A 23,174-nucleotide genomic window follows, 5' to 3' on the forward strand; every position below is an offset into this window, starting at 1 on the left:
AGCGGCCCTGGCGGCCGCGTAAGGGGTGCGGAAGATGAGAAATCGACCCGCATCAAGCGCTGCGAAGCGCGCACGAGCCCGTCGCAGCGACATCATCCGCGCAGCAGCGCCGCGTGACGTTCGTTCCTCTGGCTTTGAGGCCAACTCGACGGGCGTCTGCGGCGATCAATTGCCTCTCAGCCTCTGAGCCGGCAGGCCGCTGCGGCGCTTCAGCGCGGGGCGCCGGGGCGCTGCGCGCGCTGCTCCTCGTCGTGGATGTGCGAGACGAAGAAGCGCACGTAGAACACACCCATGCCGAGCATGAAGGCGATCACGCCGGCACTCATCAGGCCGTAGTCGGTGGAGAAGAAGTCGATCAGCGCATGCATCGCGGGCTCCGGTTGGTGCATCACACGAACTGCATCTGATCCGCCATCGCCGCCGGCGGGTTTGATCCAGACCAAAGGGCTCCTGTCATCTCGCGCAAGTCTGATCGGCGTCAAAAACGAGTGGGCTCGCACGCCTGCCCAGCGACGGCGCGGCCGTCGTCGCACCGCTCGACGCCGTGGCGAGGCAGGCCCGTAGACTGCGCGGTCCATCACCCGTTGGCGCCGATCGTGCCGGCCTCGATCGAGGCCCCGACCGACGGTGCCGCCACCCCCAGGACTTCGACGCGATGACGACCACCCCCCGGCTCGAATCGGTGCTGACGTGCCCCGTGTGCGGCCACGCCCGGCGCGAAGTCATGACGACCAACGCCTGCCAGTTCTTCTACGAGTGCGAGCACTGCAAGAGCGTGCTGCGGCCGAAGCCGGGCGACTGCTGCGTGTTCTGTTCGTACGGCTCGGTGCCGTGCCCGCCGGTGCAGCAGCAGCGCGGCGGCACCGGTTGCGGCACCGGCTGCTGCGGCTGAACGGCGCCGCAGTCACCGCCGCGGCGCCGGCAGGCGCCGTTCAGCGCGACAGCGCCGACCGCCGCGCCCGCGCCGCCTTGCGGCTCCAGACGACCACGTAGTCGGCCCCCGACCACACGATCGTCGCGAGCGTCGCGGCGAGCAGCGCGTCGAGCCACGCACCGTCGGGCACGACGCCGGCACCCGCGGCCAGTACGCCGAGCAGCAGCGCGAACTCGAGCCCGGTGTTGAGCTTGGACACGCGGCTGGGCGCCACCTCGAACGCGCCGTGCCGCAGGTGGTACGCCAGCGCGCCGCCGACGATCAGCACGTCGCGCGCGACCACCGCGAGCGCGAACCACCACGGCAGCGCCCCCTGCCCCGCGAGCAGCAGCGCGACGACGAGCATCGTCAGCTTGTCGGCCAGCGGGTCGGCGACGGCGCCGAAGCGCGTGCGCAGGTTCCAGCGTCGCGCGATGAAGCCGTCGGCGACGTCGGACACCGCCGAGACGACGAACAGCGCGCACGCGTGCGCCCACGCGTCGGTGAGCAGCGCGTGCGCGATCGCCGGCACGAGCGCGAAGCGCACGAGCGTGATCGCGTTGGGCACGTTGAGCGCGGCGGGCATGGGCGCAAGCCTACGCCAACGCGGCGCGCGACGGCGCACGGCTAGCATCGCGCCCACGATGGACGAGGTGTGGAGCGGGCTGCGCGCGCTGGTGCTGCTCGGCGTGGCCAACGCGGCGCCGGTGGCGGCCAAGCGCGTGCTCGGCGCGCGCTGGAGCGCGCCGCTCGACGGCGGGCTGCGCTTCATCGACGGCCGCCCGCTGCTCGGGCCGGCGAAGACGGTGCGCGGCGTCGTCGCGTCCGTGCTCGCGACGACGCTGGCCGCCGCGCTGTTCGGCCTGCCGGCGGCCCTCGGTGCGACCGTCGGCGCGGCGGCGATGGCCGGCGACGCGCTGTCGAGCTTCGTCAAGCGGCGCCTGGGCGTCGCGCCCAGCGGCCGCGCGACGGGGCTCGACCAGGTGCCCGAGGCACTGCTGCCGCTGCTCGTGGCGCGCGGCGCGCTCGACCTGTCGTGGCTGCAGGTCGCGGCGGTGACGGCGGCATTCTTCGTGCTGCAGCGGCCGGTCGCGTGGCTCGCGCACCGGCTCGGGCTGCACGAGCGGCCGTACTGAAGGGCGTACCGAAGGCCGCACGGAAGGCCGTCTTGCCTGCCCGCTGTCAGGCCCGGCGCAGCCGGTGCAGCGCGACCTCGGGCGGACAGTTCAGCCGCACGTCGACCACCGACGCGCCGCAGCCCACCGACGTGTAGCCGCGCATGCCTTGGTGCTGCCAGGGCCCGCGCGCGAGCGCGCGCGGCGCGTCGGAGTCGGTGAGGATCGGCACGCCGCCGGGCAGGCAGATCTGGCCGCCGTGCGTGTGGCCGCTGAGCATCAGCGCGAAGCCGGCGTGCGCGGCCTGGCGGTACGGCTCGGGCGTGTGCGACAGCAGGATCGCGCAGTCGCCGGCGTGCATGTCGGCCGCCGCCGCGTGCAGGTTGTGCGTGCGGAAGTAGTGCGCGTCGTCGATGCCGGCCAGCACGATCGACGCGCCGCCGCGCTCGATGCGCACCGACTCGTTCATCAGCACGCGGATGCCCAGCGCCTCGATGCCCGGCACCATGCGGATCGTGTCGTGGTTGCCGAGCACGGCCCACACGCGCTCGCCCAGGTGCGGGCGCAGGCGCGCCAGCGCCGCGAGCGCGGGCGCGTAGGGGCCGAAGGTGCGGAAGCGGAAGTCGCCGGTGAGCACGCACGCGTCGTGCGCAAGGCCGCGCACGCGCTCGATCAGGCGGTCGACGAAGGCGTCGCTGAGGTCCAGGTGCAGGTCGCTCAGGTGCAGCAGCGTGAAGCCGTCGAACGGTGCCGGCAGGCCCGGCAGCGGCACGTCGTGCTCGCGGCGGCGGATGTCGAGCACGTTGCGCCGCCCGCGCCCGTGCAGCCCGGCCAGCGTCAGCACGCCGCGGATCAGCCCGTGCACCGAGTACCAGTTCTCGAGGTGGAAGAAGTGCGTGCCGGGCCGCACGACGTGCGCCTCGTGCTCGCCCTCGAGGCCCAGGCGCTGGCGCAGGTGCGTGCGGCCGATGCGCGCCTCTAGGCGTGCGAGCCCCGCCTGCTCCTCCTCGCTGCAGTCCGACAGTTGCATCGTGCGTCGCCGCGGCGTCGTGGCCCCGCGGCTGGCGTGCGACTCTACCGGAGCACGACACCGCGCCGGCCGGGCGGTACGGGCATCATCGCCGCATCGCCAGCCACGCCGCCGCGTCGCCATGCGCCAGTCGCACACCACGCTCGAGATCACCACGCCGGGCCGCGGCCTGACCGACATCACGCCGGCGGTCGCGCGCTGGGTCGACGCCACCGGGATCGCGACCGGGCTGCTGACCCTGTTCATCCGCCACACGTCGGCCAGCCTGCTAATCCAGGAGAACACCGACCCCGACGTGCAGTCCGACCTCGAGCGCTTCCTCGCGCGCCTCGTGCCCGACGGCGACGCGCTGTTTCGCCACCGCAGCGAGGGCCCCGACGACATGCCGGCGCACGTACGCGCCGCGCTGACGGCCACGCAGCTCGCGGTGCCCGTCGTCGCGGGGCGGATGGCGCTCGGGACCTGGCAGGCGGTCTACGTCTACGAACACCGGCGGCGCGCGCACGTGCGGCAGGTGGTGCTGCACCTGATCGGCGAGTGAGGCGCCGAGCGCCGGCCGGCCGCCGTACTCAGCTCCCCTGCCCCTCGAAGCGCAGGCACTGCCGGCGCACGACTTCGGGCAGGTAGTGCTCGTCGGCCTGGATCGCACGCAGCCAGTTCGCGTCGGTGCCGTGGTGGCTCGCGAGCTGGTCGCGGATCAGCGCCAGCCCGCGCTCGGCGCGCAGCTCGATGGCGTGCATCTCGACGTCGCGCAGCGTCTGCGCGATCAGCGTGCGCAGCGTCTGGTGCTCGGCGGTGCGCGGGTCGACGACCTCGCCGTCGAGGCCGAAGCGGCAGGCCTGGAAGCGGTTGTAGGTGTAGGCGAGGTAGTCGTCCTCGTGCGGCTCGAACGGGCGCTCGAGCACCAGCCAGCGCGCGACGCACTGCAGGTACACCGCGATCGCGGCGGCCTTCTCGACCGTCAGCGGCGTGTCCATCACGCGCACCTCGATCGTGCCGAACTCGGGCTTCGGGCGGATGTCCCAGTAGAAGTCCTTCATCGACTCGACGACGCCGGTGCGCGTCATCTTCTCGAAGTAGGCCTTGAAGCCGTCCCAGGTCAGCACGTACGGCGCGCGGCCCGACATCGGGAACGCGAACACCGAATTGAGCCGCGCCGAGTGGAAGCCGGTGTCGTAGCCCTGCACGTACGGCGACGACGCCGACAGCGCGATCACGTGCGGCACGAAGCGGCTCATCGCGTGCAGCAGCCACAGCGCCTGGTCGGGGCTCGGGCAGCCGATGTGCACGTGCTGGCCGAACACGGTGAACTGCTTCGACAGGTAGCCGTACAGCTGCGAGACATGGTGGAAGCGCGGCGTGTCGAAGATGCGGCGGCGGCTCCAGTCCTGGAACGCGTGCGTGCCGCCGCCACACAGGCGCAGGTTCTGCTGGCCGGCGCACTCGACGAGCACGTCGCGCACCTCGTGCAGCTGCTCGATGACCTGCGGGTGGCGCTCGCACACGCCCGTCGACAGTTCGATCATGCTGCTCGTGATCTCGGGTTTCACGTCGGCGGCCATCTTGTGGCGCTCGACGAGGCGCAGCAGGTCGGCGGCACCGGGCGTCAGGTCGTAGTCGTGGCGGTTGACGATCTGCAGCTCGAGCTCGACGCCGAGCGTGAACGGCTTCGAGATCGCGAACTCGCCCAGGCTCATGCGGTCCTCCTCGGCCCGGCGACGCTGCGGGCGTCGGGGGTGTCGGCCACGTCGAGCTCGCCGGCAGTGCGCAGCGCATACCACAGCACGAGCGGTCCGACGAGCTCGACGAGCGCCAGCGCCGTCAGCAGCAGCGGCATCACGACGGCGCCGGTGTCGGGGTGCGCGGCGCCGAAGTCCAGCGCCAGCACCCACGCGGTGGCCGACATCGGCAGCAGCCCGGCGCTCAGGCTCGCCGCCTGCCGCCACGCGAGCCCCGAAGGCCGCGCGAGCACGAACACCGCGGCCGCCTTGGCCACCCAGCGCGCCGCGAGCAGCGCCGCCGCGAGCCCGACGAGCGCCGGCGCGTCGGCCGGCGACCACGCCGACCCGACCGCGACGAACAGCGCCAGCACGAGCACGCCGCCGGCGCTGCCGAAGTGCCGCGGCCACACCCACGGGCGGTCGGTGCGGTTGCGCAGCCACAGGCCCGCGAGCAGCGGCACCAGCAGCGCCGACAGGTGCAGCGCCTTCGCGACCACGATGGCCAGCAGCACGAACCCGAGCAGCAGCACCACGGCGTTCTCGTTGCGCAGGTCGAGCCGGCGCGCGATCCACGCGATCGCCGAGCCGAGCGCGACGCCGAGCAGGAACGAGCCGGCCAGCGAGATCGTCACCGCCGGCAGCGCGGTCTGCCACGTGTCGGGCCGGCTGAGCAGCAGCCCGGCGCTCAGCGCTTTGATCGCCAGCACCGCGAGCAGCGTGTTCAGCGCCGTCAGCGCGAGCAGCCGCTCGGTGACCTGCCCGGCGGCGCCGCACTCGCCGACGACGCGCTGCACCACGGCCGGCGACACGCTCATCGCGATCAGCGCCAGCACGGCCGAGACCTGCAGGCCGAGCCCGAACGCGCGCGCCGTCAGATACACCGCGACCGCCGACAGCACCACCTCGAGCAGCCCGCTGGCCAGCAGCCACGGGTTGCGCACCAGCCAGCGCAGGTTCAGCCGCGCGCCGGTCTCGAACAGCAGCAGCGCCAGCGCGACGTCGATCACCAGCCGCACCGCCGGCTCGTCGGGGTCGGCGCGCACGCCGGCCAGCGCCAGCACGACGCCGATGGCGACGTAACCCATCAGCCGCGGCCAGCGCAGCGCGCGCCACAGCAGCTCGCCGAGCAGTGCCGCGAGCACGAGCAGCAGCGCCGCGCCGAGCAGCGTGTCGGGCCGCAGCGACCACGGGCTCGCGACCCACGTCGCCCACAGCTCGGCCGGCGTCATCGCAGGCACTCGCGGCACGGGCCGCGCGGTGGCGTGGGTCGGCAACGGGGCGGTGGCATCGGGGGCGGTGGAGCTCGTCGGTGAGGCGGGGGTGCGACCATACACCGCATCGGCACCGCTGCGCAGGATGCCCCCGCATCGCGTTCGGGCCGGCATCGTGCAGACAACGGCGCTCTTCTGGCGCCAATTCGTTTCGCGCCGCGCGCATCCGCGTGATGGCGCGGCGCGCCGGGGCACGGGCGCCGCGGCAGCGGGTTCGCATAATCGGCCGCCTTGCCGCCGCCCGCCGCCCACGCCCGCGAGGACGCACCATGACCGCCAGCACGCGCACCCTGCTTCGCATCTTCGCCACCGGCCTGCTCGCCGCGCTGCCGCTGGCCCCGACGATCCTCATCTTCGTGTGGGCCGCCAGGCTGCTGCTGGGCTGGCTCGGCCCGGACAGCCTGTTCGGGCAGGTGCTCAAGGCGATCGGCTTCGGCGTCACCGGCTCGGAACTGATCGGCTACCTGGTCGGCGTGGGCATCGTCGCCGCCGCGATCTTCGGCCTCGGCCTGCTCGTCGAGGCCGGGCTGCAGCGCGGGCTGGCACGGCTGGTCGACGCGCTCGTCACGCGCATCCCGCTCGTCAACACCGTCTACGCGCTGATCCGCCGCATGGTCGAGCTCGTGGCGCAGCGCGGCAACGCGGCCGAAGGCGGCCTGAAGTCGATGCGTCCGGTGTGGTGCCACTTCGGCGGGCCGGGCGGTGCGATCGCGCTGGCGCTGCTGTCCAACGCCGAGCCGGTGCTGATCGACGGGCGACGCTGCATCGCCGTGCTCGTGCCGACCGCGCCGGTGCCGGTCGGCGGCGGGCTGCTGTGGGTGCCCGAGCACTGGGTGACGCCGGCCGAGGTCGGCGTCGAGGCGCTGACGAGCATTTACGTCTCGATGGGCGTGACCTCGTCGCAGTACCTGCCGCGCGCAACGCCGGCGCAGCCGGCAGACCGCCCGGTCTGAGCGAGCGCGGGTGCCGGCTTCACGCGCGGGGCGCAGGCGGAGTAGAGAGCCCTCTCGGTCCGCAGCGCCGATCGTGCGTCGCGCGCCGCGGTCCAATCGCTTGTGTTTGGAAGGACCGCGATGAACGCCACCGCATGCCCCGCGGACCTGCTCGAGTGGGTCGACTTCAAGTGGCTGATGGCCGCAGCGGGCCACCCGGTGCACCTGGAGCGCCTGCAGGCCGACCGCGACTATGCGCGCCACTGCCTGCAGCTCGGCATCGCGTCGAACTGCGCGACGCTGCGCGAGCGCGCGCGCCGGCTGCTGGCCACGCTGCCGGCCTGAGCGCCGGCGGGCGCACGCGCCGCGTCAGTGCCCCTCGGGTCCCTGGAAGCCGCCGGCGCGGCAGGTCAGCACGAGCGTGTCGCGAAAGCCGGGCCGCGCCGCGTCGAGCGGCTGGATCGGCGTCGTCTCGTGGATCACGCGCGCGTCGTCGAGCCACAGTACGCTCCACGGCTCGGCGAGCGTGAAGCGTTCGCCGCGCGGCCCGTCGGCGTCGAACACGCGCGTCTCGCCACCCTTGACGCCGACGCGATGCACGAGGATCACCGCGACCAGATCGACGCCGTCACGGTGCGCACCCTCGGGAGTCGGGCGCCCGATGCCGGAGGCGGTGTCGATGCGAAACGGGTGCGCCTCAACGTACCAGCGCCGTGCGCCGCGCAGCGCGCTCGCGCGCGCGGCCGTCACCGCGAGCAGACGCGTCCACAGCGGGTCGGCGGCCAGCGCCGGCTCGATCGGCTCGAACCAGCGCTCGATGCCGCCGTGCAGCGCGTTGTACTCGACCGGCTGCCAGTGCGCGCGGTGCGGCACCGGCTCGACGACGTCGCCATCGACGACGAAGCACGAGTGGCGGCGAAAGCGGTAGCGCCCGCCGTCGCGCAGGTGGGTGTCGGGCGGCAGGCGGTCCCAGAACGGCCACCACGCGTCGAGCCGTGCCGGGCTCGCGTCGGGCCCGAGCAGCGCGCACAGCCCGGCGGCGCCGAGCACGGCGAAGCCGCGCTCGCGCAAGACGGCGTCGACCTGCGACGGCGCGACCACGCGCGGCGGCAGCAGCGCGTTCATCGGCTGGCCAGCCGCTCACGCGCCAGCGCCGCGCCTTGCACGAGCGCGCGCAGCTTGGCCTCGGCCACGGCGCGGTCCATCGGCGCCATGCCGCAGTTCGTGCACGCGATCAGGCGCTGCGCCGGCACGTGGCGCAGTGCGGTGGCGATCGTCGCGGCGACCTCCTCGGGCGTCTCGACCGTGTCGCTGGCGACGTCGATCACGCCGACCATCACGTCCTTGCCGGCCAGCAGCGCCATCAGCTCGGGCGGCACGTGCGAGTGGATGCATTCGAGGCTGACCTGGTCGATCGTGCTCTTCGCGAGCGCCGGGAACACGCGCTCGTACTGGCGCCACTCGTCGCCGAGCGTCTTCTTCCACTGCACGTTGGCCTCGATGCCGTAGCCGTAGCAGATGTGCACCGCGGTCTTGCACGTCAGCCCCTGCGCCGCGCGCTCGAGCGCCTTGACGCCCCAGTCGGCCGCCTCGGCGAGGTAGACGTTGAACGCGGGCTCGTCGAACTGGATCACGTCGATGCCGTCGGCCTGCAGCGCGAGCGCCTCCTGGTTCAGCAGCTCGGCGAACGCGAACGCCATCGTCACGCGGTCGCCGTAGTAGCGGTCGGCCACCGTGTCGACGATCGTCATCGGCCCGGGCAGCGTGAACTTGGTCTTGCGCGTCGTGTGCGCGCGCAGCAGCCGCGCCTCGGCGGCGTGCACGCGCCCCTTCAGGCGCAGCGGCGCGACGACCTGCGGCACCATCGCCTTGTAGCGGTCGGCGCGGATGCCCATCTCGACCTTGTGCTCGAAGTCGATGCCCTCGACGTGCTCGAGGAAGCCGTGCACGAAGTGCTGGCGCGCCTGCTCGCCGTCGCCGATCACCGTCAGCCCGGCGTCTTCCTGCCGCTTGATCCACAGCAGCGTCGCGTCGAGCTGCGCCTCGGCCAGCGCGTCGCCTTCGAGGCGCCACTGGGGCCACAGCTTGTGGGTCTCGGCCAGCCAGCCGGGCTTGGGCAGGCTGCCGGCGATCGCGGTGTCGAACATCGTCGGGTCTCCTCGGGGGCCCGCAGCATAGCCGGTGCCGGCGCGTGACCCAGCGCACGGCCGCGCCGCACGACGCGACGGCTAGGCGCGCACGCAGCGCCTCGGTAGACTGGCCACGCGCCGAGCCGGCGTGCCTGCCGTTCCAGCCCTCGCGCGATGACCGCTCCCGATGCCTCGACGTCGCCCTGGCGCGACGCCATCGACGCATGGCTGACGCTGCCCGACTGCGCCGTCGCGCTGCTCGATGCGCAGGCGCGGGTGCAGTGGCTGAGCCCCGGCGCCGCCGCGCTGGCCGGCGTCGAGGCCGACGCCGCCCGCGGGCGGCCGCTGCCCGATCTGTTCGGCTGGTCGCAGCCGCGCGCGCTGCTCGACGCACTGGCCGGTGACGGCCGCCTCGACGCCGCCGTGTTCGAGACCGCCGACGGCCGCGGCGGCGCACACGCGTACCGCGTGCACCTGCGCCCGCTGGCGGGTGCGGGCGAGCGGCGCTTCGTCGCGTCGCTGGCCGACGTGAGCGAGCAGCGCCAGCTCGCCGCCAGGCTCGACCTCGTGCAGGAGTTCGGCCGCATCGGCACCTGGGAGCGCGACGTGCGCACGCTCGAGGGCCGCTGGGACCGGCACATGTTCCGCTTCTGGGACATGGAGCCGACCGAGGGGACGCCGAACTTCGCCGCCGCGATCGCCCGTGTGCCGCCCGAGGACCGGCTCGACGAGACGTTCCGCGCGTCGCTGCAGCGCGCCGGCACCTACCACGCGCGCTTTCGCGTGCGGCGCGCCGACGGCGGCGTGCGCCGGCTGCACTCGCAGTGGCGCGTGATCGACGGCGCCGACGGCCGGCCCGAGCGCGTCGTCGGCGTGATGATGGACGACACCGAGGCGTTCGAGCTCGCGCGCTCGGTCGAGAGCACGCAGCAGCAGCTGCGCCTCGCGCTCGACGTGGCTCGCATCGGCGTGTGGCGGCACGACTTGCGCACCGACCGCGCCTACTACGACGCGCGCGCGTTCCAGATCCTGGGCCTGCCGATGCGCCCCGACGGCATCGACCTGGCCGAGGTGCGCTCGTGGATCCACCCCGACGACCTGCCGGCCGTCATCGCGTCGTCCAAGCGCACGTACGCCACCGGCGAGCCGAGCGACGAACAGGCGCGCTTCCTCCACGCCGACGGGCGCTGGCGCTACCTGTTCATGCGCCGCGTGCTCGAGCGCGACGCCGCCGGCCAGCCGGTGGCCTTCGTCGGCGTCGCGCTGGACATGACCGAGCAGGTCGAGCGCACGGCGCGCTCGCTCGAACTGGCCGCGCGGCTCGAGGCCGCCGCGCGCGCGGCGCGCGTGGGCATCTGGTCTACGACGGTCACGACCGACGAGACCGACTGGAACGCGCAGATGTACGAGCTGTTCGACATGGTCGGCGAGCCGCGCCCGCCGTCGCTGGCCGAATGGGTCGGACGCTGCGTGCACCCCGACGACCGCGAGCAGGTGCTCGCGCGCGCGAAGGCCTACCTGAAGGCCGGCGACGAGCCGCTCGAAGTCGAGCTGCGCACGCTGCGCCGCGACGGCAGCACGCGCTGGATCGTGCTGCGCGCCGACGTCGACCGCCAGCGCACCGACTGCCGGCGGCTGTTCGGCGTCGCGCTCGACGTCACCGAGCAGCACGAGGCGATGCAGGCGCTGCGGCGCGCGAACCAGCGCGCCGAGCTGATCACCCGGGGCGTGGGCATCGGCACCTGGGAGGTCGACCTCGACACCGGCGAGGCGACGTGGGACGCGCAGATGTTCGCGCTGCGCGGGCTGCCGCCCGGTGCGCGCGCGCTCGGCGAAGCCGAGCGCCTCGCGCTGGTGCACCCCGACGACCTGCCGCGCGTGCAGGGCCTGTATGCGCGCGCCGACGTCGCGCAGCTGCCCACGCAGGTCGAGTTCCGCGTGCGCTGGCCCGACGGCAGCTGGCACTGGCTGGCGTCGCGCTCGGTGCTCGTGCCGGCCGCCGAAGGACGCGGCGCGCGGCGCATCGGCATCAACTGGGACGTCACCGAGGTCAAGACCGCCGAGGCCGCGCTGCGCGAGAAGCTCATCGCGCAGCGCGAGAGCGAGGCCAAGAGCCGCTTCCTCGCGCGCATGAGCCACGAGCTGCGCACGCCGCTGAACGCCGTGCTCGGATTCACGCAGCTGCTGATCCACGACGCCGGCCGCGGCGACGTCGCGTCGCAGTTGGGGCGCCTGCGCCACATCGAGTCGGCCGGGCGCCACCTGCTGTCGCTGATCAACGACGTGCTCGACCTGTCGCGCGTCGACAGCGGCGAGCTGCGGCTCGAGCCCGGCGCCGTCGTGCTCGAGCGCCTCGTTGTCGAGACGCTGCCGCTGGTCGAGCAGGCGGCGCGCGCGCGCGACGTGAAGATCGAGCTCGGCGCGCTGGCCGCGCGCGTGCACGCCGACGCGACGCGGCTGCGGCAGATCCTCGTGAACCTGCTGTCCAACGCGATCAAGTACAACCGCACCGGCGGCTGGGTGCGCGTCGAGGCCGCCGTCACCGGCGACGTGTCGCGCCGGCGCGTGCGCATCACGGTGGCCGACAGCGGCCGCGGCCTGACCGCCGCGCAGCGCCGCCACCTGTTCGAGCCGTTCAACCGCCTCGGCGCCGAGCGCGAGGGCATCGAGGGCACCGGCATCGGGCTGGCGATCGTCAAGGCACTGGTCGAGCGCATGGACGGGCGCATCGACGTGGCCAGCGAGCCCGGTGTCGGCAGCCGCTTCGAGGTCGAGCTGCCGGCCGCCACCGCCGACGAGCCCGAAACGGTGCCGGTGCCGCTGTTCGACGACACGCCGACGACCACAGCGCTGGCCGGGGCGCGCCGCAAGCGGCTTTTGTACATCGAAGACAACCCGGTCAACCTGATGATCGTGCAGGAGCTGATCGCGCGCCGGCCCGACCTGCGCCTGGACAGCGCCGCCGACGGCGAGGGCGGCGTGCGCGCGGCGCAGGTGCAGCACCCCGACCTGATCCTCATCGACATGCAGCTGCCCGACTTCGACGGCCACGAAGTGCTGCGCCGGCTGCGCGCCGACCCGCGCACCGCCGACATCCCGTGCATCGCGCTGTCGGCCAACGCGATGCCGCAGGACATCGAGCGCGCGCTGGCCGCCGGTTTCGCCGACTACTGGACCAAGCCGCTGGACTTCCGCGCGTTCATGAAGTCGCTCGACCTGCTGTTCGGCCCCGCGACGCCGGACTGACACGGCCCGCGGCCGCCGCGGCTTCGGCCGTGATGCAATGGCCGTATGACGAGCGCCGGCGGCCCCACCGACGAACGCGAGCACTGGCGCAGCGGCGTCGGCTTCGTGCTGGCCACGCTCGGCGCGGCGGTGGGCATCGGCAACGTGTGGCGCTTCTCGTACGTGGCCGGCGAGCACGGCGGCGGCGCGTTCCTGATCGTCTACGTGCTGTTCGTTGCCGCGGTCGGACTGCCGCTGATGCTTGCCGAGTTCGCGCTCGGCCACGCCGCGCAGCGCGGCCCCGAGGCGGCGTTCGCCGCCGTCGCGCCGCGCCGCGCGTGGCGCCGCGCCGGGCTGCCCGGCATCGCGGTGGCGACGCTGATCCTCGCCTACTACGCCGTGATCGCCGGCTGGACGCTGAAGTTCTTCGTGGTCTACCTGCTCGGCGGCACCGGCCTCTCCGACGCGTCCGTGGCGTTCGAGGCCTTCCTCGCGTCGCCGCAGCCCGTGGCGTGGCAGGCCGCGGTGATGGCCGCGTGCGTGGCGATCGTCGGCGCCGGGGTGCAGCGCGGCATCGAGGCCGCGACCACGTGGCTGATGCCGCTGCTGGCGCTCGTGCTTGTCGTGCTGGCCGGCTACTCGCTGTCGCTGCCCGGCGCGCGCGACGGGCTGGCCTTCGTCTTCGCCCCCGACTGGAACGCGCTCGCGCGCGCCGACGTCTACCTCGCGGCGATGGGGCAGGCCTTCTTCTCGCTCGGCTTGGCGTGCGGCGTGATGGTGACCTACGGCGGCTACCTGCCGCGCGGGCGTGCGCTGCTGCGCCCCGCGGTGGCCATCGTCGCCGGCGACACGGGGTTCGCCGTCGTCGCCGGCGTGATGGTGTTCCCGGCGGTGTTCTCGTTCGGTCTCGACCCGGCCGCCGGGCCGGCGCTGGCGTTCGTCACGATGCCGCAGGTGTTCGCGCAGATGCCGTTCGGCCGCGTGTTCGGCGCCGCGTTCTTCGGCCTGCTCGCGGTGGCCGCGCTGACCTCGGCGATCTCGCTGCTCGAGGTCGTCGTCGCGTTCGTCGTCGACCGCGGTCGCACGCGACGGCCGCGCGCGGCGCTGGCCGCCGGCGCCGCGATCTTCGTGCTCGGGCTGCCGGCGGCGCTGAGCTTCGGCTGGCTCGGCGGCGTGCGCATCGCCGGCCTCGGCGTGCTCGACGCGATGGACTTCGTCGCCTCGAACGTGCTGATGCCGCTCAACGGCCTGCTGATCGCCGCATTCGTCGGCTGGGTGTGGTCGGCGCACGAGGCGCGGCGCGCGAGCACGCTGCGCGCGCCGTGGGCCGGCGCGTGGCATGCCGTGCTGCGCTACGGGGCGCCGGGCGTCATCGCGCTCGTGCTGCTGCGCGCGCTCGGCGTCGTCGGCGCCTGACCGCTGCCCGGCCCTCGATCACCGGCCCACGGACCGTGGGCTGTGGCACAGTGCGCACGCCCTTCGTGACCCCCACCCCCATGCCGCTTGCCGCGACGCCGAGCGCCGACCCCCGAGGCGGGCACCGGGCCTGCCGGCGCACCTGCGCGCGCACGACCTGCCGATGGCACTGAAGTCCACCGTCTACAAGGCCCAGGTGGCCATCGCCGACATGGACCGCGCGCTGTACGCCGACCATGCGCTGACGCTGGCGCGCCACCCGTCGCAGACCGACGAACGGCTGATGGTGAGGCTGCTCGCGTTCGCGCTGCAGGTGCCGCCCGACGAGACGCGCGGGCGGCTCGAGATGGCGCGCGGCCTGTCCGACACCGACGAGCCGGACCTGTGGCAGCACGACCTCACCGGCGCGATGGTGCACTGGATCGAGGTCGGCCAGCCCGACGAACGCCGGCTGCTGAAGGCGTGCGGGCGCGCCGAGCGCGTCACGGTGCTGGCCTACAGCGCGTCGGTGGCGCTGTGGTGGGCGCCGCTGGCCGCGCGCGTCGCGCGCTGCACGAACCTCGAGGTCTGGCAGCTGGCCAGCGACGCGTCGCGCGAGCTCGCCACCCTCGCGCAGCGCTCGATGCAGTTGCAAGTCACGGTGCAGGACGGCCACGTGTGGGTCGGCGACGGCGAGCGTGCCGTCGAGCTGGTGCCGCGGCGGCTGTTCCCGGCCTGAATTTCACGCACCCGACGACGATGGACATCGTGCACCGCCCCGAGCGCTCGCGCTTCGAGGTCCTTTTGGACGGCCATCTCAGCGTGTGTGCCTACCGTCGCCAGGGCGACGTGCTGCTGATGACGCACACCGAAGTGCCGCCCGAATTGCAGGGCCGCGGCATCGCCGCGCGGCTCGTCCAGGCCGCGCTCGACTGGGCGCGCGCCGAGGGGCTGCGCGTGCGGCCGCTGTGCAGCTACGTCGCCGTCTACATGCGACGACATCCCGAGACGCAGGACCTGCTCGAGCGCTGAGTCGCAGCCGGCGCGGCGCGCGGACCCCGCCGCGGGGCAGCGACAATAAGACTTTTTCGCGGCGCCCCCCTGCGCGCCGCCCCACCCCAGCGAATCCCATGGCCACGATCCTCCAAAGCCTGCCCGCCTGCCAGAAGGTCGGCATCGCGTTCTCCGGCGGTCTCGACACCAGCGCCGCGCTGCTGTGGATGCGCAAGAAGGGCGCCGTGCCCTACGCCTACACCGCCAACCTCGGCCAGCCCGACGAGCCCGACTACGACGCGATCCCGAAGCGCGCGCTGGCCTACGGCGCCGAGCGCGCGCGGCTCGTCGACTGCCGCGCGCAGCTGGTGGCCGAGGGCATCGCTGCGCTGCAGTGCGGCGCGTTTCACATCTCGACCGCCGGCGTGACCTACTTCAACACGACGCCGATCGGCCGCGCCGTCACGGGCACGATGCTGGTGGCGGCGATGCGGGAAGACGACGTCCACATCTGGGGCGACGGCAGCACCTACAAGGGCAACGACATCGAGCGCTTCTACCGCTACGGGCTGCTCGCGAACCCAGCGCTGAAGATCTACAAGCCGTGGCTCGACCAGACCTTCATCGACGAGCTCGGCGGGCGCAAGGAGATGAGCGAGTTCCTGATCGCGCACGGCTTCGACTACAAGATGAGCGTCGAGAAGGCGTACTCGACCGACTCGAACCTGCTCGGCGCGACGCACGAGGCCAAGGACCTCGAGCGGCTGGACAGCGGCATCCAGATCGTGCAGCCGATCATGGGCGTGGCGTTCTGGCGCGACGACGTCGACGTGAAGCGCGAGACGGTGACGGTACGCTTCGACGAGGGCTGCCCGGTGGCGCTCAACGGGCAGACCTTCGACGACCCGGTGAGCCTGATGCTCGAAGCCAACCGCATCGGCGGCCGGCACGGGCTGGGCATGAGCGACCAGATCGAGAACCGCATCATCGAGGCCAAGAGCCGCGGCATCTACGAGGCGCCGGGCATGGCGCTGCTGTTCATCGCCTACGAGCGGCTCGTCACCGGCATCCACAACGAGGACACGATCGAGCAGTACCGCGACAACGGCCGCAAGCTCGGCCGCCTGTTGTACCAGGGCCGCTGGTTCGACCCGCAGGCCATCATGCTGCGCGAGGCGGCGCAGCGCTGGGTCGCGCGCGCGATCACCGGCGAGGTCACGCTCGAGCTGCGGCGCGGCAACGACTACTCGATCCTGAACACCGAGAGCCCGAACCTGACCTACCACCCCGAGCGGCTGACGATGGAAAAGGGCGAGTCGATGTTCACGCCGGCCGACCGCATCGGCCAGCTGACGATGCGCAACCTCGACATCGTCGACACGCGCGACAAGCTGGGCATCTACGCGCGCGCCGGGCTGCTGTCGCTCGGGCACGGCGCACCGCTGCCGCGGCTGGGCGACGGCAGCGACGGGCGCTGACGCGGCCGCCGCTGCTGCCGCTTCAGCGGAATCCCATCCGCCCGGCCTCGACGACGCAGTAGTCGACACCGTCCTCGGTGTCGCCGAGCAGGCCGTCGGTGGCGTCGACGTACAGCGTCGTGCGCCCCGGCACGACGAGGGCCGACGTCAGCGGCAGCGTCTGCGTCGCTGCCGGCCCGCCGCTGCGCGCCTGCGCCGCCGCGGGATCGGTCGTCGCGAAGAAGTGCACGCGGTCGACGACGGGTGCGCCGCGCGAGCCGCGCGCCTCGATCGTGGCGCCAGCCAGGTCGCGAAACGGCGGATCGCCGCTGCGGTACAGGTCGGTGACGTGTTCGACGCCGGCGCGACAGCGGCCCGGAAACGCCGCCTGGGCGACGGCGTCGGGCACGACGGCAAGGTGGTCGTCGGCTTCGAAGACGATGCAGCGGTACGTGCCCGGCGGCGGCGAGCCCTCGAACAGCGTCGGTGCGGCGACGAGGTCGAACTCGCGCGGCGGATCGAAGACCTGCACCGTCAGGTACGGACCGCTGCAGTCGGCGTTGGCGCTGAGGCGCAGCGCGTGGAAACGCATCTTCAGCACCGTGGGCGAACCCGCGGTGGTCACGTCGGCGTGCACGGCACCGAGGCCGGCCAGCGCCAGCAGGCGCTGCCACGACGACGCCGACACCGTGGCCACCGCCGATGCCGATCCCTTGACGACCAGCGTCGGCACATCGCCGCCCCCACCCCCGCAGCCGGCGAGCGACAGCGCCAGCACGCCGGCCACGATCTTCAACGCTGGCTTGCACCACGTCCCCATCCCTGTTCCCCCCGTCGATTGCCAGACTGACGCCTGCACGGCGCGGCCGCAGCAGCCACGACGTGCCCTTGAACGTTAGGGACAAGCGATTCGCCCCGGAAGGCCTCAAAAAGGGTCCCACCAGCCGACGGCCTTGCGCACACTCAGCGGCGCCGCGGCGGCCAGGGACGGATTTCCTGCGGATGTAGGCGCACGTACTCGACGAGGGGTGCGCGCTTCTCGGCGCCACGCCGCGGCAGCGAGCCTGCCGGCGGCGGCGCGTGGCCGAGCACGGCGTCGGCGCGCGCGTGGATCGCCCGCCAGCGCTTGTGCAGCGTGTGCGGCGACACGCCCAGCGCCAGCGCGATGCTGCGGTCGTCGGCGCCCAGCACCGCGAGTTCGAGCACGTCCTGCTGCGCCGGCGTCAGCCCCAAGCGCGGTGCATCGCGCAAGAACAGCGGCTGCAGCACGTGGTACGGTGCTTCGGCGATGCGCTGCGCATCCAGCCACAGCAGCTGCGTGCCGCTGCGCGAGCACGGCGCGGTCTCGGCACAGCCCATCGCCCGCAGCGATGCACGGTAGGCCGGCGCCTTGCCCTCCCACGGCCGCACCTCGGCGAGCATCAGCGCGAGACCGTAGCCACTGTGCGCCTGCACGAAAACCGTCTGCGCCAGCGCCGCCACGGCGTCGGCCGGCGCGCCCGGGGCCGTGTCGATCGCGAAGTTCAGCGCCACGCCGGCCAGCGCAGCCGCTGCGCGCCAGTGCGCCTGACCGGCACGGTCGAGCAGCGCTGGCGCCGCCCCATCGCGGCCGGCGCCGAGCAGGGCCTCGACCCAGTCGCCGGCGCCCTCGCGCAGCGCCTGCATGGCCCGCGCGGCCGGCACGAAGCCGCTGATGCCGCACCCGCGCACAATCGCCCGGGGCTCGGCGGCCTCCTCGAACACGTACCACAGCAGCCGGCGCTGCGTCAGCAGCGCCTGCAGCCACGCGACGTCGAGCCAGGCGCCACGCGCGCCCTCGCGCGCCAGCAGCTCGACGCAGGCGGGCACGTCGCCGGCGCGTGCCGGCCGTGCGCGCAGGCGCGCCGCGACCATCGCCGGCCGTCTACACGACCACCGGCTCGGGCTCGAGCCGGATGCCGAAGCGCCCGTAGACGCTCTCCTGGATCGCGCGCGCGAGCGTGACGACCTCGGCGCCGCTGGCGCCACCGCGGTTGACGAGCACCAGCGCCTGCTTGTCGTAGACGCCGGCGCGGCCGATCGACTTGCCCTTCCAGCCGCAGGCGTCGATCAGCCAGCCGGCGGCGAGCTTGCAGCGCCCGTCGGGCAGCACGTAGTGCACGACGTGCGGGTCGCGGCCGATGATGTCGCGGCACTGCTCGGCCGTGACGACGGGGTTCTTGAAGAAGCTTCCGGCGTTGCCGAGCTGCGCCGGGTCGGGCAGCTTGGCGCGGCGGATCGCGCATACCCAGTCGAAGATCGTGCGCGCGTCGGGCGCCGTGACGCCGGTCTCTTGCATCTTGCGCTCGAGGTCGAGGTAGCCGAGCACCGGCCGCCACGGCCGCGGCAGCCGCAGGCGCACGCGCGTGATCAGGCTCTTGCCCGCCAGCCCGCCGAAGCCTTCGTGCTTGAACACGCTGTCGCGGTAGCCGAAGCGGCACGCGGCGGCGTCGAGCGTGACGCTGCGGCCGGTGACGAGGTCGACCGCGTCGAGCGACTCGAAGCGATCGGCCAGCTCGAGCCCGTAGGCGCCGATGTTCTGCACCGGCGCGGCGCCGACGGTGCCGGGGATCAGCGCCAGGTTCTCGAGCCCGGGCAGCCCTTCGTCGAGCGTCCACGCGACGAACTCGTGCCAGTTCTCGCCGGCGCCGGCCTCGACGACGACGGCGTCGTCGCGCACCTCGACGACGCGCCGCCCGCGCACCTCGACCTTGAGCACGACGTGCGGCACGTCGCGCGTGAGCACGAGGTTGCTGCCGCCACCGAGCACGAGCTTGGGCCGCCGCCCGAGTTCGGGGTCGGCGAGCAGCCGGCGCACGTCGGCGTCGCTCGTGATGCGCACCAGCGCGCTGGCGACCGCCGGCAGTCCGAACGTGTTGAACTCACGCAGACTGACGTTGCGCTCGACGGCGAGGTCTCGGGGCGCGGGATCGTGCATGGCAGAATTTTCGTCGATCGTCCCTATCCGACTGCCGCGATGCCCAGCTTCGACGCCGTGCTCGAACCCGACCTCGTCGAGGTGCGCAACGCCGTCGACCAGGCGGGCAAGGAGATCGGCACGCGCTTCGACTTCAAGGGCACGAGCGCCAAGGTCGAGCTCGGTGACAAGGGCAAGGAAGTCACGCTCTACGGCGACAGCGACTTCCAGCTCGGCCAGGTCAAGGACGTGCTGCTGGCCAAGCTCGCCAAGCGCGGCGTCGACGTGCGCTTCGTCGACGACGGCGCGAAGGTCGAGAAGATCGGCGGCGACAAGGTCAAGCAGGTGCTGCGCATCAAGGCCGGCATCGACGCCGAGCACGCGAAGAAGATGCAGGCGCTCGTCAAGCAGAGCAAGCTCAAGGTGCAGGCCGCGATCCAGGGCGACGTCGTGCGCGTCAGCGGCGCCAAGCGCGACGACCTGCAGGCCGCCATCGCGCTGCTGCGCAAGGACGTGGCCGACCTGCCGCTGTCGTTCACCAACTTCCGCGACTGACGATGCGACGCGCCGCCTGCCTGGCCGCGGCCGCGCTGGCCCTCGTCGCCGGCGCCGCGGCGGCGCAGTCGGTGTCGATGAGCGGCAGCATCGGCGAACGCGCCGCGCTGCTCGTGATCGACGGCCAGCCGCGCACCGTCGCGGTGGGCAGCACGGTGCAGGGCGTCAAGCTGCTCGCGTTGCAGGGCAGCGAGGCCGAGGTCGAGGTCGGCGGGCGCCGCCAGCGCCTGCGCATCGGCGGCGCCCCGGTGTCGGTGGGCGACGCCGGCAGCACCGGCGCCGCGTCGACGATCGTGCTGCCCGCCGGCCCCGGCGGGCACTTCGTGACGCTGGGCGCGATCAACGGCCGACCGGTGCAGTTCATGGTCGACACCGGCGCGACGACCGTCTCGCTCGGCCGCGACGAGGCCGAGCGCCTCGGCGTGCCGTGGCGCGAGGGGCGCCCCGTCGTCACGCGCACCGCCAACGGCGACGTGCAGTCGCACGCGGTGACGCTGCGCTCGGTGCGCGTCGGCGACGTCGAGGTCGGCCAGGTGGCCGCCACCGTGCTGCCGGTGTCGATGCCCGTCGTGCTGCTGGGCAACTCGTTCCTCACGCGCTTCCAGATGACGCGCGAGAACGACGTGCTGCGGCTCGAGCGCCGCCCCTGACGCGGCGGCGGCCGCGCTCACGCGCGCTCGACGCGCGCGTAGGCACTGTGGTTGTGTATCGACTCGAAGTTCTCGACGTCGACCGCGTAGCGGCCGATGCGTGCGTCGGCGTTCAGCCGCAGCGCGACGTCGCGCACCAGGTCCTCGACGAACTTCGGGTTCTCGTACGCGCGCTCGGTGATCCACTTCTCGTCGGTGCGCTTGAGCAGCGGCCACAGCTCGCTCGAGGCGCTGTCCTCGGCGAAGCGCACCAGCTCGTGCCACTCGACGGGCGCCAGCAGCTCGGCGCGGATCGTCACCTGCGAGCGCTGGTTGTGCGCGCCGTAGTCGGCGATCTCCTTCGAGCACGGGCACAGGCTCTTGACCGGCACCGCGACTTGCGCCCACACCGCCGTCGCGCCGCCGCGCGTCTCGGCGATCCAGCGGCCCTCGTAGTCGAGCAGGCTCCCGACGCCCGACACCGGCGCGCGCTTGCGCACGAAGAACGCGAAGCCGACCTCGACGCGGCCCTCGTCGGCGTGCAGCCGCTCGAGCATCGCCGCGAGCTGCTGGCGCAGCGTCAGCGCATCGAACACGACGCCGCCGGCGGCCAGGTCGTCGAGCCAGGCGACGAAGCGCGACATGTGTGTGCCCTTGCGCTCGGCCGGCAGCGCCACGTCGAGGCTCCAGGTGCCCTGCACCGGCTGCACCGCGCCGCCGACGCGGACCTGCAGCGGATAGCGCACGCCCTTGACGCCGACGCGCTGGATCGCGACGCGACGGTGGTCGCGCTCGCTTTGCGTGTCGGGGATGTGCAGGGAGTCGGTGGGATGGCTCATCGAACGAATGGGACCGCGCCGTTGCGTGCGCGCGGCCGGGCAAACCCGTAGCTTCGCACCAAAACGGCGCCCGTGCCGACCTGGGTCCTTTGACGCGGGGTCTCAGGCGCGCGACGCGACGACGACCGGCGTCGCGCGCGGCGGGCGCAGTCCGAAGCGCTCGACGATCGAACGCTCGATGCCCGCGGCGTCGAGGCCGAGCTTGGCCAGCAGCTTGCCGGCGTCGCCGTGCTCGACGTACTCGTCGGGCAGGCCGAGCGCGAGCACCGGGGTGGCCACACCGGCCGCGTGCAGCGCCTCCATCACGGCCGCACCGGCACCGCCGGCCACGCAGCCTTCCTCGATGGTGACGAGCGCCTCGTGCGTGCGCGCGAGCTGCTCGACCAGCGCCGTGTCCAGCGGCTTGACGAAGCGCATGTCGGCCACCGTCGCGCCGAGCCGCTCGGCGGCCTCGAGCGCCGGGTGCAGCAGCGTGCCGAACGCGAGGATCGCGATGCGCTCGCCCTGGCGGCGCACGACGCCCTTGCCCCACTCCCACGCGGCGAACGTCGGCTCGACCGCTGCGCCGATGCCGACGCCGCGCGGGTAGCGCACCGCCACCGGGTGGTCCTGGCGGTACGCGGTGGTCAGCGCCTGGCGGCATTCGTTCTCGTCCGACGGCGCCAGCAGCGACATGTTCGGGATGCAGCGGATGTAGGCGATGTCGAACGCGCCGGCGTGCGTCGCGCCGTCGGCGCCGACGATGCCGGCGCGGTCGAGCGCGAACATCACCGGCAGGTTCTGCAGCGCGATGTCGTGGATCATCTGGTCGTAGCCGCGCTGCAGGAACGTGCTGTAGATCGCGACCACCGGCTTGAGCCCCTCGCACGCGAGCCCGCCGGCGAACGTGACGGCGTGCTGCTCGGCGATGCCGACGTCGAAGCAGCGGCGCGGGAAGCGGCGCTGGAACTCGACCATGCCCGAGCCCTCGAGCATCGCCGGCGTGATCGCCACCAGCCGCTCGTCCTCGGCGGCCATGTCGCACAGCCACTGGCCGAAGACCTGCGTGAAGGTCGGCTTGCCCGGGGCCGCCGGCTTGACGAGCCCCTGCGCCGGGTCGAACTTGCCCGGGCCGTGGTAGGCGATCGGGTCGGCCTCGGCGAGCTTGTAGCCGAAGCCCTTCTTCGTGATCACGTGCAGGAACTGCGGGCCGGGCTTGCTGCGCAGGTTCTCCAGCGTCGGGATCAGCGCGTCGAGGTCGTGGCCGTCGATCGGGCCGACGTAGTTGAAGCCGAACTCCTCGAAGATCGTGCCCGGCACGACCATGCCCTTGGCGTGTTCCTCGAGGCGGCGCGCGAGCTCGAGCAGCGGCGGCGCGTTCTTCAGCACCTGCTTGGCGCCCTCGCGCGCGGCGGCGTAGAACTTGCCGCTGATCAGCCGCGCGAGGTACTTGTTCAGCGCGCCCACCGGCGGGCTGATCGACATGTCGTTGTCGTTGAGCACGACGAGCAGGTTCGCCGGCACCCCGGCGTGCGGCACGCCAGCGTTGTTCAGCGCCTCGAACGCCATGCCGGCGCTCATCGCGCCGTCGCCGATCACGGCCACCACCTTGCGCTGCTCGCCCTTGAGCTGCGACGCGATCGCCATGCCCAGCGCCGCCGAGATCGACGTCGAGCTGTGTGCGGTGCCGAAGGTGTCGTACTCGCTCTCGTCGCGGCGCGGGAAACCGCTGATGCCGCCGAGCTGGCGCAGCGTGGCCATGCGCTCGCGCCGGCCGGTGAGGATCTTGTGCGGGTAGGTCTGGTGGCCCACGTCCCACACGATGCGGTCGTGCGGCGTCTGGTAGACCGCGTGCAGCGCGATCGTCAGCTCGACCGTCCCGAGGTTGCTCGACAGATGGCCGCCGGTCTTGCTGACGCTGTGCAGCAGGAAACTGCGCAGCTCGTTGGCCAGCGTCGCGAGCTGGTCGCGCGACAGCCGGCGCAGGTCGGCGGGGCTGTCGATCGTCTGGAGCAGCGGATAAGCACTCATCGTGGCAACTCGGACACTTCGGTGA

General features: G+C 73.1%; 24 protein-coding genes. 12 read left to right on the forward strand and 12 right to left on the reverse strand.

Going from position 1 to position 23,174, the window contains the following annotated elements:
• Nucleotides 1-209 precede the first annotated feature (209 nt).
• A complete protein-coding gene (locus DRV96_RS13785; protein WP_210757053.1) occupies nt 210-368 on the reverse strand; it encodes a DUF3149 domain-containing protein in 159 nt (52 codons plus the stop codon).
• A 287-nt stretch (nt 369-655) separates the two neighbouring features.
• Here DRV96_RS13785 and DRV96_RS13790 point away from each other — a divergent pair, with 287 nt between their 5' ends.
• Complete coding sequence (locus DRV96_RS13790) at nt 656-892, forward strand: GDCCVxC domain-containing (seleno)protein (RefSeq protein WP_119292102.1); 237 nt, start codon at nt 656-658, stop codon at nt 890-892.
• Between the two features lie 40 nt (nt 893-932).
• On the opposite strand, the gene DRV96_RS13795 is transcribed toward DRV96_RS13790, so the two are convergent.
• Nucleotides 933-1,499 carry a CDP-alcohol phosphatidyltransferase family protein gene (locus DRV96_RS13795; protein WP_162911061.1) on the reverse strand — a complete coding sequence of 189 codons (567 nt, stop codon included), beginning with the start codon at nt 1,497-1,499 and terminating at the stop codon, nt 933-935.
• 58 nt (nt 1,500-1,557) lie between these two features.
• Between DRV96_RS13795 and DRV96_RS13800 the strand changes: the two genes are divergently transcribed.
• Entirely contained in the window at nt 1,558-2,049 is a 492-nt protein-coding gene (locus tag DRV96_RS13800; protein ID WP_119292104.1) for a CDP-archaeol synthase, read from the forward strand.
• Between the two features lie 46 nt (nt 2,050-2,095).
• Here DRV96_RS13800 and DRV96_RS13805 read toward each other — a convergent pair whose 3' ends face one another.
• Nucleotides 2,096-3,058 (reverse strand): metallophosphoesterase, encoded by a 963-nt coding sequence (locus DRV96_RS13805; protein ID WP_119292105.1) that lies wholly within the window; start codon nt 3,056-3,058, stop codon nt 2,096-2,098.
• A 121-nt stretch (nt 3,059-3,179) separates the two neighbouring features.
• On the opposite strand from DRV96_RS13805, the gene DRV96_RS13810 reads away from it, so the two are divergent.
• Entirely contained in the window at nt 3,180-3,599 is a 420-nt protein-coding gene (locus tag DRV96_RS13810; RefSeq protein ID WP_119292106.1) for a secondary thiamine-phosphate synthase enzyme YjbQ, read from the forward strand.
• Between the two features lie 28 nt (nt 3,600-3,627).
• On the opposite strand, the gene DRV96_RS13815 is transcribed toward DRV96_RS13810, so the two are convergent.
• Together DRV96_RS13815 and DRV96_RS13820 are read right to left on the reverse strand one after the other, a co-directional pair.
• On the reverse strand, nt 3,628-4,755 hold the full coding sequence (locus DRV96_RS13815) for a YbdK family carboxylate-amine ligase (protein WP_119292107.1): 1,128 nt from the start codon (nt 4,753-4,755) through the stop codon (nt 3,628-3,630).
• Nucleotides 4,752-6,008 (reverse strand): cation:proton antiporter, encoded by a 1,257-nt coding sequence (locus DRV96_RS13820; RefSeq protein WP_119292108.1) that lies wholly within the window; start codon nt 6,006-6,008, stop codon nt 4,752-4,754. The genes DRV96_RS13815 and DRV96_RS13820 overlap by 4 nt, the downstream gene beginning before the upstream one ends.
• 311 nt (nt 6,009-6,319) lie before the next feature.
• On the opposite strand from DRV96_RS13820, the gene DRV96_RS13825 reads away from it, so the two are divergent.
• Nucleotides 6,320-7,003 (forward strand): DUF502 domain-containing protein, encoded by a 684-nt coding sequence (locus DRV96_RS13825; protein WP_119292110.1) that lies wholly within the window; start codon nt 6,320-6,322, stop codon nt 7,001-7,003.
• A gap of 120 nt (nt 7,004-7,123) precedes the next feature.
• Nucleotides 7,124-7,327 (forward strand): hypothetical protein, encoded by a 204-nt coding sequence (locus tag DRV96_RS13830; protein WP_119292112.1) that lies wholly within the window; start codon nt 7,124-7,126, stop codon nt 7,325-7,327.
• A 24-nt stretch (nt 7,328-7,351) separates the two neighbouring features.
• Here the strand turns inward: DRV96_RS13830 and DRV96_RS13835 are convergent, their stop codons facing one another.
• Both DRV96_RS13835 and DRV96_RS13840 read right to left on the reverse strand, forming a co-directional pair.
• Nucleotides 7,352-8,107, reverse strand: coding sequence for a 2OG-Fe dioxygenase family protein (locus DRV96_RS13835; protein WP_119292114.1), 756 nt, complete (start codon nt 8,105-8,107; stop codon nt 7,352-7,354).
• Nucleotides 8,104-9,129: a methionine synthase gene (locus tag DRV96_RS13840; RefSeq protein ID WP_119292116.1), complete on the reverse strand. Its 1,026-nt coding sequence runs from the start codon at nt 9,127-9,129 to the stop codon at nt 8,104-8,106. The genes DRV96_RS13835 and DRV96_RS13840 overlap by 4 nt, the downstream gene beginning before the upstream one ends.
• Nucleotides 9,130-9,285: 156 nt before the next feature.
• On the opposite strand from DRV96_RS13840, the gene DRV96_RS13845 reads away from it, so the two are divergent.
• The 5 genes from DRV96_RS13845 (at nt 9,286) to argG (ending at nt 16,202) form a co-directional block, all read left to right on the forward strand.
• Nucleotides 9,286-12,357 carry a PAS domain-containing protein gene (locus tag DRV96_RS13845; RefSeq protein WP_119292117.1) on the forward strand — a complete coding sequence of 1,024 codons (3,072 nt, stop codon included), beginning with the start codon at nt 9,286-9,288 and terminating at the stop codon, nt 12,355-12,357.
• Between the two features lie 45 nt (nt 12,358-12,402).
• Nucleotides 12,403-13,752 (forward strand): sodium-dependent transporter, encoded by a 1,350-nt coding sequence (locus DRV96_RS13850; protein WP_119292118.1) that lies wholly within the window; start codon nt 12,403-12,405, stop codon nt 13,750-13,752.
• A gap of 163 nt (nt 13,753-13,915) precedes the next feature.
• Nucleotides 13,916-14,470, forward strand: a complete 555-nt coding sequence (locus DRV96_RS13855) for a YaeQ family protein (protein WP_119292119.1) — start codon at nt 13,916-13,918, stop codon at nt 14,468-14,470.
• A 20-nt stretch (nt 14,471-14,490) separates the two neighbouring features.
• Nucleotides 14,491-14,763, forward strand: a complete 273-nt coding sequence (locus DRV96_RS13860; protein ID WP_119292121.1) for a GNAT family N-acetyltransferase — start codon at nt 14,491-14,493, stop codon at nt 14,761-14,763.
• 98 nt (nt 14,764-14,861) lie between these two features.
• The gene (argG, locus tag DRV96_RS13865) at nt 14,862-16,202 is read left to right on the forward strand and encodes an argininosuccinate synthase (RefSeq protein ID WP_119292123.1); all 1,341 of its coding nucleotides are present in this window, start codon (nt 14,862-14,864) and stop codon (nt 16,200-16,202) included.
• A 22-nt stretch (nt 16,203-16,224) separates the two neighbouring features.
• Here argG and DRV96_RS13870 read toward each other — a convergent pair whose 3' ends face one another.
• From DRV96_RS13870 to murB, 3 genes are all read right to left on the reverse strand, one after another.
• A complete protein-coding gene (locus DRV96_RS13870) occupies nt 16,225-16,977 on the reverse strand; it encodes a hypothetical protein (RefSeq protein WP_119292125.1) in 753 nt (250 codons plus the stop codon).
• 167 nt (nt 16,978-17,144) lie between these two features.
• On the reverse strand, nt 17,145-18,074 hold the full coding sequence (locus tag DRV96_RS13875) for a helix-turn-helix domain-containing protein (protein WP_119292127.1): 930 nt from the start codon (nt 18,072-18,074) through the stop codon (nt 17,145-17,147).
• Between the two features lie 10 nt (nt 18,075-18,084).
• Nucleotides 18,085-19,137, reverse strand: a complete 1,053-nt coding sequence (gene murB, locus DRV96_RS13880; protein WP_119292129.1) for a UDP-N-acetylmuramate dehydrogenase — start codon at nt 19,135-19,137, stop codon at nt 18,085-18,087.
• Between the two features lie 39 nt (nt 19,138-19,176).
• On the opposite strand from murB, the gene DRV96_RS13885 reads away from it, so the two are divergent.
• Both DRV96_RS13885 and DRV96_RS13890 read left to right on the forward strand, forming a co-directional pair.
• Nucleotides 19,177-19,671, forward strand: a complete 495-nt coding sequence (locus DRV96_RS13885; RefSeq protein WP_119292132.1) for a YajQ family cyclic di-GMP-binding protein — start codon at nt 19,177-19,179, stop codon at nt 19,669-19,671.
• Nucleotides 19,672-19,673: 2 nt separating this feature from the next.
• Nucleotides 19,674-20,321 (forward strand): retropepsin-like aspartic protease family protein, encoded by a 648-nt coding sequence (locus DRV96_RS13890; protein WP_119292134.1) that lies wholly within the window; start codon nt 19,674-19,676, stop codon nt 20,319-20,321.
• Nucleotides 20,322-20,338: 17 nt separating this feature from the next.
• Here the strand turns inward: DRV96_RS13890 and folE2 are convergent, their stop codons facing one another.
• Nucleotides 20,339-21,139 carry a GTP cyclohydrolase FolE2 gene (gene folE2 / locus DRV96_RS13895; RefSeq protein ID WP_119292136.1) on the reverse strand — a complete coding sequence of 267 codons (801 nt, stop codon included), beginning with the start codon at nt 21,137-21,139 and terminating at the stop codon, nt 20,339-20,341.
• 102 nt (nt 21,140-21,241) lie between these two features.
• The gene (dxs, locus tag DRV96_RS13900; protein WP_119292138.1) at nt 21,242-23,149 is read right to left on the reverse strand and encodes a 1-deoxy-D-xylulose-5-phosphate synthase; all 1,908 of its coding nucleotides are present in this window, start codon (nt 23,147-23,149) and stop codon (nt 21,242-21,244) included.
• Nucleotides 23,150-23,174: the final 25 nt, after the last annotated feature.

The sequence above is a fragment of the Azohydromonas sediminis genome (assembly GCF_003574675.1).
Lineage (GTDB): Bacteria > Pseudomonadota > Gammaproteobacteria > Burkholderiales > Burkholderiaceae_C > Calidifontimicrobium > Calidifontimicrobium sediminis.